This window comes from Cellulomonas sp. (genome assembly GCF_015234515.1).
GTDB lineage: Bacteria > Actinomycetota > Actinomycetes > Actinomycetales > Cellulomonadaceae > Cellulomonas.
Genome location: NZ_JADGMY010000016.1, coordinates 209,447 through 219,687, shown reverse-complemented (window position 1 = coordinate 219,687; position 10,241 = coordinate 209,447). Strand labels below are relative to the sequence as shown.

At 73.0% G+C, this 10,241-nt stretch carries 7 protein-coding genes; 3 read left to right on the top strand and 4 right to left on the bottom strand.

Annotated features, from left to right (window positions below; all coding sequences use genetic code 11):
• The first annotated feature begins 79 nt into the window (after positions 1 to 79).
• Positions 80 to 1,600, top strand: a complete 1,521-nt coding sequence (locus IR158_RS06785) for an OFA family MFS transporter (protein WP_291811151.1) — start codon at positions 80 to 82, stop codon at positions 1,598 to 1,600.
• A gap of 299 nt (positions 1,601 to 1,899) precedes the next feature.
• On the opposite strand, the gene IR158_RS06780 is transcribed toward IR158_RS06785, so the two are convergent.
• Positions 1,900 to 3,123 carry an amidohydrolase family protein gene (locus IR158_RS06780; protein ID WP_291811150.1) on the bottom strand — a complete coding sequence of 408 codons (1,224 nt, stop codon included), beginning with the start codon at positions 3,121 to 3,123 and terminating at the stop codon, positions 1,900 to 1,902.
• 137 nt (positions 3,124 to 3,260) lie between these two features.
• Between IR158_RS06780 and IR158_RS06775 the strand changes: the two genes are divergently transcribed.
• Together IR158_RS06775 and IR158_RS06770 are read left to right on the top strand one after the other, a co-directional pair.
• Complete coding sequence (locus IR158_RS06775; protein ID WP_291811148.1) at positions 3,261 to 4,649, top strand: MFS transporter; 1,389 nt, start codon at positions 3,261 to 3,263, stop codon at positions 4,647 to 4,649.
• A gap of 13 nt (positions 4,650 to 4,662) precedes the next feature.
• A complete protein-coding gene (locus IR158_RS06770; RefSeq protein WP_291811145.1) occupies positions 4,663 to 5,661 on the top strand; it encodes an alpha/beta hydrolase in 999 nt (332 codons plus the stop codon).
• A 113-nt stretch (positions 5,662 to 5,774) separates the two neighbouring features.
• Here the strand turns inward: IR158_RS06770 and IR158_RS06765 are convergent, their stop codons facing one another.
• The 3 genes from IR158_RS06765 to IR158_RS06755 are packed head-to-tail and all read right to left on the bottom strand — an operon-like array spanning position 5,775 to position 10,137.
• Complete coding sequence (locus tag IR158_RS06765) at positions 5,775 to 7,745, bottom strand: right-handed parallel beta-helix repeat-containing protein (protein WP_291811142.1); 1,971 nt, start codon at positions 7,743 to 7,745, stop codon at positions 5,775 to 5,777.
• A 29-nt stretch (positions 7,746 to 7,774) separates the two neighbouring features.
• Positions 7,775 to 9,052: an endo-1,4-beta-xylanase gene (locus tag IR158_RS06760; RefSeq protein ID WP_291811140.1), complete on the bottom strand. Its 1,278-nt coding sequence runs from the start codon at positions 9,050 to 9,052 to the stop codon at positions 7,775 to 7,777.
• A gap of 50 nt (positions 9,053 to 9,102) precedes the next feature.
• Positions 9,103 to 10,137, bottom strand: a complete 1,035-nt coding sequence (locus tag IR158_RS06755) for a substrate-binding domain-containing protein (protein ID WP_291811138.1) — start codon at positions 10,135 to 10,137, stop codon at positions 9,103 to 9,105.
• Positions 10,138 to 10,241: the final 104 nt, after the last annotated feature.

Here is a 10,241-nt window from a genome sequence, read left to right as displayed (position 1 = left end):
CCCCCACGCCCCGCTCTAGGTCCGCGCGCGACCAGGTCGCCCGCGGCGAACCATCTTTTGGAAGGCGATGAGTTCCCCCATGTCCGTCCTCAGCAAGAAGAGCTCTGTAGCCCCCAAGGGCTACAACCGGTGGCTCATCCCGCCTGCGGCGCTGTGCGTTCACCTGTCGATCGGGCAGGTGTACGCCCTTTCAGTCTTCAAGATTCCTCTCGAGCACCACTTCGACGCCTCGCACACGCAGATCGGCTGGATCTTCTCGCTCGCGATCGGCATGCTCGGGACCTCCTCGGCCCTGTTCGGCAAGTGGGTCGAGAAGAACGGTCCTCGCAAGGCCATGGTGGTCGCCGCCGCCTGCTGGGTGAGCGGCTTCCTGATCGGGGCGCTCGGTATCGCGACGGGTCAGCTGTGGTTGCTCTACCTCGGGTACGGCTTCCTCGGCGGTATCGGTCTCGGTATCGGCTACATCTCGCCGGTCTCCACGCTCATGAAGTGGTTCCCGGAGAAGCCGGGCCTCGCCACGGGCATGGCCATCATGGGCTTCGGTGGCGGTGCCCTCGTCGCTGCCCCCTTCGCCACGGCGCTCATGGGCGCCTTCAACGGCGGCGGCACCGAGATCAGCGGGTCCGCGCTCGTGTCGACCTTCGTCACGCTGGGCCTGACCTACGCGGTCCTCATGGCCCTGGGTGCCACGCTGATCCGCATCCCCCCGGGCTTCGAGGACGACGAGACCTCCGAGCACTTCCCGGGCAAGGGCGGTGCACTCGTGCGCACCACCCGTGCCGTGCGCACCCCGCAGTTCTACCTGCTGTGGATCGTGCTCTTCACGAACGTCACCGCGGGCATCGGCATCCTCGAGAACGCGGGCCCGATGATCCAGGACTTCTTCCGCGTCGACGGCACCTCGCCCGTCACGGCGGCGATGGCGGCCGGTTTCGTCGGTCTGCTGAGCCTGGCGAACATGGGTGGCCGCTTCGGCTGGTCGACGCTGTCCGACAAGATCGGTCGCAAGCCCGCCTACTTCATCTACCTGGGTGTGGGCCTGGCCCTCTACCTCGTGCTGGCCCAGGCGGGCTCGTCGAGCGTGGCGCTCATGGTGACGCTCGCGTTCATCATCATCACGTTCTACGGCGGTGGCTTCGCGACCATCCCGGCGTACCTGAAGGACCTCTTCGGGACGCTCGAGGTGGGTGCGATTCACGGCCGTCTGCTCACGGCCTGGTCGGCCGCCGGCATCGCCGGTCCGCTGATCGTCAACAGCACGCTGGACCGTGCCGGTGAGCCGGGAACGCTCGTGGCGGCGGATTACAAGCCCGCGCTGCTCATCATGGTCGGCGTGCTCGGCGTCGGCTTCGTGGCCAACCTCCTCGTGCGCACGGTGAGTGCCAAGCACTACGACGCCGACCAGGTCGGGCGTCTGGCGCAGCGCGCCGCCGCGAGCGCGGCCAAGGACATCGAGCGTGACATCAAGCGTCTCGATGTCCAGGCGGCCACCGGTCGGGCCCGATGGATCGCGGTGATTCCGTGGCTCGTCGTGGGAGTTCCCCTCGCACTCGGTCTCTACCAGACCGTGCTGAAGGCTGTGCAGCTCTTCACCGCTTGACCGGCAACACGGCGGGGGCGCGGCAGACCGCCGCGCCCCCGCCGTCGTGCCCGGGTGGAGGCAGGCCCACCCGGCGTACGCTGCCCGGTTCCAGCTCGGCGCAGAAACGGGGCTCCGGCAGGCTGAGGCGTGCGGGCTGACGTGGTCTCGCGTCGACCGGAAGCGACGTGAGGCCGTCGTGCACCAGCAGCTGGTTCACGAACGGGACGGGTGTGGCCCCGTCGACCCGGGAACGCGGCTGACGCCTGACACCGTGCTGGCCCGGGTTCGAGATCCCTTGCCCTCCGCCCGGGGGCCCGTCACCGGACCTGCTCCCCGGTGACCGGGGGCTCGCCGCTGAGCGCGGGAGCCCGGTGGACGACCCGTCCGGCGCGCACGACGAGGTCGACGTCGGCCAGGTCGCCCGCGGCGAGCTGCGTGCCGGTGTGCGCCAGCACCGTGAGGTCGCCGCGCGCACCGGGCCGCACCTCGCCCGCGTCCGAGCGGTCGAGGAACGCGGCCGGCTCGGTGGTCAGCGAGCGCAGCACGTCGGCCGTCGTCATGCCGCAGGCCGCCATCGCCTCGAGCTCCGGGCGGATGTCCCTGTCCTTGAGGTAGCCCACGTCGGTGCCGAACAGGACGCGGCCGCCTGCGGCGAGGAACACCCGCAGCCCGTCGCGCACCGGCTCCATGAACCCGTCGTCCCGGCTGACCGTCGCGGCGAACATGTGCAGCGTGGGGATCAGCCGGGTGCCGCGGTCCGCGGCCTCCCGCAGCAGCTCGGCGGTGCCGTCGGCCACCGACGGGACGTGCGCCAGCGCGTCGACGCCCGCACGGACCGCCACGGCGGTGCCCTCCCGGTCGGTGGGGTGGGCCAGGACGAGCAGCCCCCGGCGGTGGGACTCCTCGACGGCAGCGCGTGCGACCTCCTCGCTCATCGCGAGGACCCGGTCCCGCTCGACCAGCGACCCGGTGAACAGCTTGGTCAGGACGACGCCACGGCGGTGCCGCACGGCGACGGCGCGACGTGCGGCGCGGGCGCTCGCGGGCGTCGGGATCCAGCGGCGCGCGTGCCACGGCATCGTCTCCCGGACGTAGAAGGGCAGCCCGCGCCGCGGCATGAGCGTGGCCCCGGTCACCAGGATCTCCGGTCCGCGCAGCTCACCGGACGCGATGCGCTGGACGACGGGCAGCGTGTGCCGCGGGTCCGAGCCGAGGTCGAGCGCGGTCGTGAAGCCGCGGCTGAGCAGCATGTCGTCGATCTCGGCCTGCAACGCCGCGGCCGGTGCCGTGCGGGCGCCGGCCCACACGCGCTCGGTCAGGTGGACGTGGCAGTTGGTGAAGCCGGCCGTCACGACCCGGCCGCCGACGTCGACGCGGGGCAGGTCGGCGTCGGCCGGGACCTCACCGCCGACCTGTCGCACGACCCCGTCGCGCACCAGCAGGACGCCCGGCTCCCCGACAGGGACGCCGGGCGCCGCCCACACGCGCGCGCCCGTCAGCAGCAGGTCGCGCGGGGCGGGCTCGCTCTGGGCCGGCGGCATGAGCGCGACCGTAGCGACCGTCCTGCTGCGCCGTCCAGGATGTGCCGTTCAGGCCGGGCGGGGCTGGCGCGTGCAGGGCGGCGCGGCGTTCACCCGGACGCCACTCGCACGCCCGTGCGGGGGCCTACGCTGCCGCCATGGGTCACCCCACCGCCGAGGTTCCCGACGTCGTCGTCGAGCCCGCACCCGCCCGCCGTCAGATCGCCGCCTGGGCGTCATGGGACTGGGGGTCGGCGGCGTTCAACGCGGTCGTCACGACCTTCGTCTTCACGACGTGGCTCACGAGCAGCGCGTTCGCCGAGCCGGGGGCCGACCCGGTCGCCGTCACCGCGCTGCACAGCCAGTGGCTCGGCTGGGGGCTCGCCGCCGCGGGCATCCTCGTCGCGCTCACCGCGCCTGCGCTCGGGACGCTCGCCGACGCCGGCGGCCGGCGCCGCCCGATGCTGGCCGTGACGTCCGGGATCGTCGGGCTGTGCGTGCTGGCGCTGTGGTTCGTCCGACCCGTCGAGGGCGGCATGGCGGACGCCGTCCGGCTCGGCGTGATCCTGCTGGCGGTCGGCACCATCGCCTTCGAGATCGGGTCGGTGGCGTACAACGCGCTGCTGCTGCAGATCAGCGGCCCGCGGACCATCGGGCGCATCAGCGGGATCGGGTGGGGCGCCGGCTACGTCGGCGGGATCGTCCTGCTCGTCATCCTCTTCGTCGGGTTCATCGACCCGGAGGTCGGCTGGTTCGGGGTCACGTCGCAGGGCGGTCTCGACATCCGCGTCTCGATGCTCGTCGCCGGGGCGTGGTTCCTGGTGTTCGCGGTCCCGGTGCTCGTCATGGTCCCCGACCGACGCCGCCCGGGCGCACCGTCCGCGCACGTCGGCATCGCCGGTGCCTACGTGGCGGTCGGTCGGCACGTCGCCGAGCTGTGGCGCGAGCGCCGCTCGACCCTGCGGTTCCTCATCGCGTCCGCCGTCTTCCGCGACGGGCTCACGGGCGTCTTCACGTTCGGCGGCGTGCTCGCGGCGGGCTCGTTCGGCTTCTCCGCGAGCGACGTGATCATGTTCGGCATCGCCGCCAACGTCGTCGCGGGGGCCTCGACCATCGGCGCCGGCTGGCTCGACGACCGGTACGGCCCGCGTCGCCTCGTCACCTGGGCCCTCGTGGTGCTCGTCATCGCCGGGACGGCCGTGTTCCTCCTGCACGACGCGGGCACGTCGGCCTTCTGGGCCGGTGGCCTGGTGCTGTCGGCGTGCGTGGGGCCGGCGCAGTCGGCGTCCCGCGGGCTGCTGGCTCGCCTCGCCGAGCCGGGCCGCGAGACCGAGCTGTTCGGGTTGTACGCGACCACGGGCCGCGCGGCGACGTTCCTCGCGCCCGCGGCGTTCTCGATCGCGATCGGCATCGGCGGTGAGCAGTACTGGGGCATCCTCGGGATCGTCGTGGTCCTCGCGGTGGGGCTCGCGCTGTTCGTGCCCGTGCGGTTCCCCCGGGGCCTCGGCGTGGACGGGCGGCGGGACGTGACCAAGGACGTCGCGTGACGCCGGGCACCGGGTGACGGCGGGCGCGGCGCGGGCCGTCGACGGCGACTGGGTGCCCGACCGGCTGCTGCCGGGGTACGAGGCGTCCACGCGGCCGGGGTGGCGGCCGGAGCCGGCCGGTCCGCGGGCGCGCGCACTGGCCGCCGGTGGCCAGGACGTCGTGCTGACGCTCGTCCGCCCGGGCGTCCCGCCCGACGCACCCCAGGGCGTCGTCGTGCACCTGCACGGCTACAACGACTACTTCTTCGCCACGCACCTGGCCGACGCCGTCCGTGACGCGGGCTGGGCGTTCCTCGCGCTCGACGCGCGCCGGGCCGGCCGGTCGCTGCGCCCCGGCGACGTGCCGCACTACCAGGGCGACCTGCGGGAGCAGGCGTCCGACCTCACGCGGGCCGTCAGGGCGGCGCGACGTGCGTGGCCAGGGCTGCCCGTCGTCGTGCACGCCCACTCGACGGGCGGGCTCGTGGCAGCGCTGTGGGCGCACGCGCACCGCGCCCGCGGCGGCGCGGACGCCGTCGTGCTGAACAGCCCGTTCCTGTCCTTCGAGCGGTCGTGGGTGCGGCCGTTGCAGGACGGCGCGCTGCGTCCGCTGGCGCGCCGGGCGCCGCTCGCGGTGGTCGCGTCGGCGCCGTCGCGGTACGCGGGCCGGCTCGCCGCGCGGTGGCGCTTCGACACGACGCTCAAGCGTCCCGAGGGGGTGCCCGCCCGGGCCGGGTGGCTGGCCGCCGTGCGGGCCGGGCAGCTGCGCGTGGCGCGGGGCCTCGACATCGGGGTCCCGGTGCTGGTCGCCCGCTCGTCGCGGTCCGGGGCCGACGTCATGGACGGGCCGGACCTGGACTGCGCCGACACCGTGCTGGACGTGGAGACGATCGCCACGCTCGCACCGCGCCTCGGCACGGACGTGCGCGAGCTGGTCGTCGACGACGCGGTCCACGACCTCGCGCTCTCGCTGGCCCCGGCTCGCACCACCTACCTGGGTGCCCTGACCGACTTCCTCGCCGGGGTCCGCTGACGCGCCGAGCCCCACCCCCCCGCACGCCGAGCGCGGTACTCCGCTGCCGAGCGCGGTACTCGTTTCCACCGCGCTCGACCGGTGTGTACCGCGCTCGGCGGGGGTGGGGTGGGTCAGCGCAGCCGCGTGCGTGCCCTGCCGAGGGGCAGGTCGGCGAGCGGGCCCGCCGGGTACACCGTGCCCGCGGCCTTGCGCACGCCCAGGAGGTCGACGTCCGCGGCCACGGGGGTGCCGTCGGGGTTCTCGAAGTCGGCGTCGGCGAACCGGACACGGGGCAGGTCGGCCGCGGTGACCAGGCCCACATGGCCGTCCGTGAGGTCGGCAGGGAGGGTCGTCTCCAGCCATACGCCGTCGCCGTCCTCGACGACGGCGACCTCGACGGCACCGCTGGTGGTGCGGGCGCCCGTCTCGCCCGCGAACGGCCGACTGCCGTTCGCGTAGACGTTGTGGTGGATGTAGACGCCCTGCGCCTTGGTGCCGAAGCGCTCGTGGTCGCCCTCGGCGGCGTTGACGGACTCCAGGTAGCCCTCCCAGCCGACGGGGTACCCGTCGTAGGCGGAGGTCCCCGAGGCCGCCGGGGCAGCGTCGAGCCAGATCGCGCCGGGCAGCAGCGCGCCGGCGACGTCGGCGCCGGTGAACAGGTTGCCGATCCAGCGGTCGTCGCCGCCGAGGATGTTCGCGAACCCGGCCACCGCCGTCGAGTGCGGCCGGTGGTACTGCGTGGCCCGGTCGATGACCTGCCCGCAGCGCACGACGCCGCCGACGAGGTTGTTCACGTACGCGCCGCCCTGTGAGAAGTTCTCGATCGCGACGGGTGAGGCGAACACGTTGTGGTCGACCAGGTAGGGGCCGTGCGAGACCTCGACGAAGAGGTCGCGCGTGTTGGCGTGGTAGACGTTGCGGGCCACGCGGGTGCCCTGGGTCTGCCAGTCGAGCCAGGTGCCGAGCGTGCAGTGGTCGATCCGGTTGCCGAGGATCTGCACGTCGATCGCGGCGTGCAGCTTGATACCGGCGATCTCGTAGCCGTAGAACTCGCGCTTGGTGCCGATGTGGTGGATGTGGTTGTCCTCGATGATCGAGAACACCGCGCCCAGGTGGCCGACGACGCCGTTCTGCCCGCAGTCGTAGATGTGGTTGCGGCGCACGACGTGCGAGCCGATGCGGTCCTTGGACCAGCCCTGCTCGAGCGCCGTGAACACCGACTCGAGCTGGTACTGGTAGCCCGGCTTGTCGCCGCGGACCGCCGCGAAGTTGTGACCGGTGGAGATCTCCTTGCCGAGCGAGACGGCCGAGCACTTCGCGTCGTGGATGACGTTGTCCTCGATGACCCAGCCCTTGGCCCAGTTCGGCCCGATGAGGCCGGGCTGGTCGGCCGTGGGCGGGGTCCAGGGCGACGCCGCCTGTGCCAGCTCGAAACCGCGCACCGTGATCCAGTCGAGGTGGTGCTGCTCGGGGTAGAACACCGCGGGGCGCGCGTTGACCTCGGTCAGCGCGGCGTTGGGGTCGGCGTCGAGGAAGTTCGCCCAGATCGTGGTGACGTCGTCGCCGACCTCGGCGTACCAGACCGCCTGCGACCACGCCGGGTCATCGACCGCCTGCGTGGTCCTGGTCCAGCCGTCGACGACGGACTCGCGCCGCTCGGGGTGCGCGACGGACCCGACGTCGTGCACCTGGGTCAGGGAGCGGCCGTCGAGGTACACGTCGCCCCGGGTGGGTCTGCCGCCGTACTGCCCCGGGACGAGCCAGTCGCCCCACAGCTCCTCGGCGAACGGGTTGAAGTCGCCGAACAGGGCGTGTGGCACCTCGACACGCCAGGTGCCGTCCGCCTCGCGCGTCCAGCCGGTCACGGGCTCGGCGCCCGTGACCACCACGTGGTCGCCCGCGGCGGCCTCGAACGTGATGCGGCGCGTGTCGCTCAGGCCGCCGCGCACCGGGCGGACCCACTCGCGGTAGACGCCCTCGTGCACGCGCACGGTATCGCCCGGCACCGCCTTCGCGGCGGCGGCGTTGATGGTGCGCAGCGGCGCACCCTCGTCGCCACGGTGGGTGTCGTCGCCGGTCACGGCGACGTGGATGATGCCCATGCTCGTCTCCTTCGACGGTCGCGGGGTGGTCAGGCGGTCGCGGCGAGCGTCTGCTCACCGGCCGGCAGCGTCACGTCGACGACGGCGCCGGCGACGGTGAGGCGGTAGTCGCCCGCGAAGGCGTCGACGACGACGCGGCCGGCGTCGTCGGTGCGCACCGTCGTCGGCGGAAGCCACCAGGCACCCTTGACGAGGCCGCGCAGCGCGTCGTACGCGGGCTTGGGGGTGCCGTCGGCGCGGACGAGCCCGCACGGGGCGCCGAGCCACGCGCCCTCGTCGGTGATGCCCCAGTAGTTGATGCACTCGACCGCGGGGTGTGCGACGAGCTGGCTGTAGTGCCGCACGATCTCCTCGGCCTGGCGCTCCTCGCCCTGCGGCGTGGACGGCCAGGAGTCGACGACGTAGTCGTTGAGGTCGGTGACCTCCGACGGCATGACGTCCCCCGAGAGCAGCGTGTTCTCGGTGAAGTGCAGGGGCAGGCCGAACCGCTCGAAGCGGGTGAGCACGTCCGCGAAGAACTCCTCGCCGCGGTAGCCCTGGTGCATGTGGGACTGCAGCCCGAGCACGTCGATCTGCACGCCCGCGTCCAGGAGGTCCTCGATGAGCCGCTCGTAGGCGGGGGAGAGGTTGAAGTCGTTGAGCAGCAGCGTCACGGCGGGGTTGGCCTCGCGCGCGGCCTCGAAGGCGAGGCGGACCATCTCGACGCGCCCGCGCCGCTGGGCGAGCTGGGTCACGGCGTTCTCCTCGCGGTCGAACACCGGCAGGATGACGGCCTCGTTGATGGCGTCCCAGGTGGGGACGACGTCGGCGAGCTGCGTGACCTCGCGTGCGATGCGGGCGCGGATGGTGCGCTCGAGCTCCGCGTCGTCCATGCCGAGGAGCCACGTCGGGGCCATGGTGTGCCACAGCAGCGGGTGGCCCTTGATCGCGGCGCCGCGGGCGGCGAACCACTCGGCGGTGCGCCGCAGGCGGGTGGTGTCGGGGCGGCCCGGCTCGGGCTCGAAGCCCCGCCAGTAGAACGGGAGCGTGACCTGGTTGAAGAGGTCGAACCAGAGGGGCTCGAGGTGCCGGGCGGCCTCGACGGAGGCGCCACCGAAGGGGGAGTAGAGCGGCGTCGTGTCCTCGCCGTTGGCGAGTCCGACGAAGTCGAAGCCGACGTTGCCGAACAGGAACGCGTGCCTGGTCTGCTCGACGACGACCTCGCGGTCGGCCAGGGGGGTCCCGGCGGGGTCGGTGAGGGTCACGGTGCTCTGCGTGTGGCGGTGGGCGAAGCGCGGGTCGGCTGTGATGCGGGCGACGTTGTCCATAAAGGAAACTTTCCATACCCGAGGCGCTTCGCGCCAGTCGGCCGACCGAATCAGGCGCGCGGTGCGTCGGTCGACCTGCGCACCACCAGGGACGTCGCCAGCTCGGTGCGAGGCGCAGGGCGCAACTCGGACCGGGACATCTCGATGACGATGCGGGCGGCCTCGCGCCCCATCTCCACCAGCGGCTGGCGCACCGTCGTCAACGCCGGCGTCACCCACTGGCACAGGTCGACGTCGTCGAACCCGACCACGGAGACGTCCCGGGGCACGCTCAAGCCCAGCTCCGCGGCGGCGAGGTAGACGCCGTAGGCCTGCTCGTCGGAGCCCGAGACGATCGCGGTGGGGCGGTCCGGCAGGCTCAGCAGCGCGGTGCCGTGCTCGATCCCGCCGCTGACCAGCGAGTCGCCGTGCCGGACCAGCGCGGGGTCGGCCCGCAGGCCGTGGCGCTGCAGGGCACTGCGGTAGCCGTCGAGACGGTCGCGGTGGGACTCGTCGCGCAGCGGCCCGGTGATGAAGGCGATCCGCGTGTGCCCCAGGCCGATGAGGTGTGCCGTGGCGTCGCGCCCACCGGCCCAGTTGGTGGCGGCGACGGTGGGCAGCGAGGGCAGTGCCGCGCCGATCGGGTCCAGCAGCACGACGGGCATGCGCAGTCGCGAGAGCTCGCGCTCGGCGACGTCGTGCACCTGGGCGGCGACGAGGATGACGCCTTCCGAGCCGCGCCGCGACAGGTGGTCGAGCCACGTGCGCCCGCTCGCGGGCGTCGACGTCGTCGTCACGACGAGATCGAGCCCGAGCCGCGCGACCTCGGCCTGGGCGCCGCGCAGGAGCGTGGTCGCCCACTGGGTGTCGAGCGCGTACAGGACGAGGTCGACCAGGCCGCTGCCGGACCCGGGATGCGTGCGTCGCTGTTCGTAGCCCTGCTCGTCGAGTATCTGCTCGACCTGCCGTCGGGTCGCCGCCGAGACGCCGGGGCGCCCGTTGAGCACCTTCGACACGGTCGGCACCGAGACGCCCGCTGCCTGCGCCACTGCGGCGATGGTCACTCCGCGCCGCTCCTTCGAGCCCTTGCGGGACGCGTGCCCCATGGCGTCCTCCTCTGCTCCTCGTGGCCTCTCCGGCGCCTCACGTTGACGGCGCCGCGGAGCGCACCCTAACGTACGGCTCAGCGAAAGGATTAAAGAAACTTTCG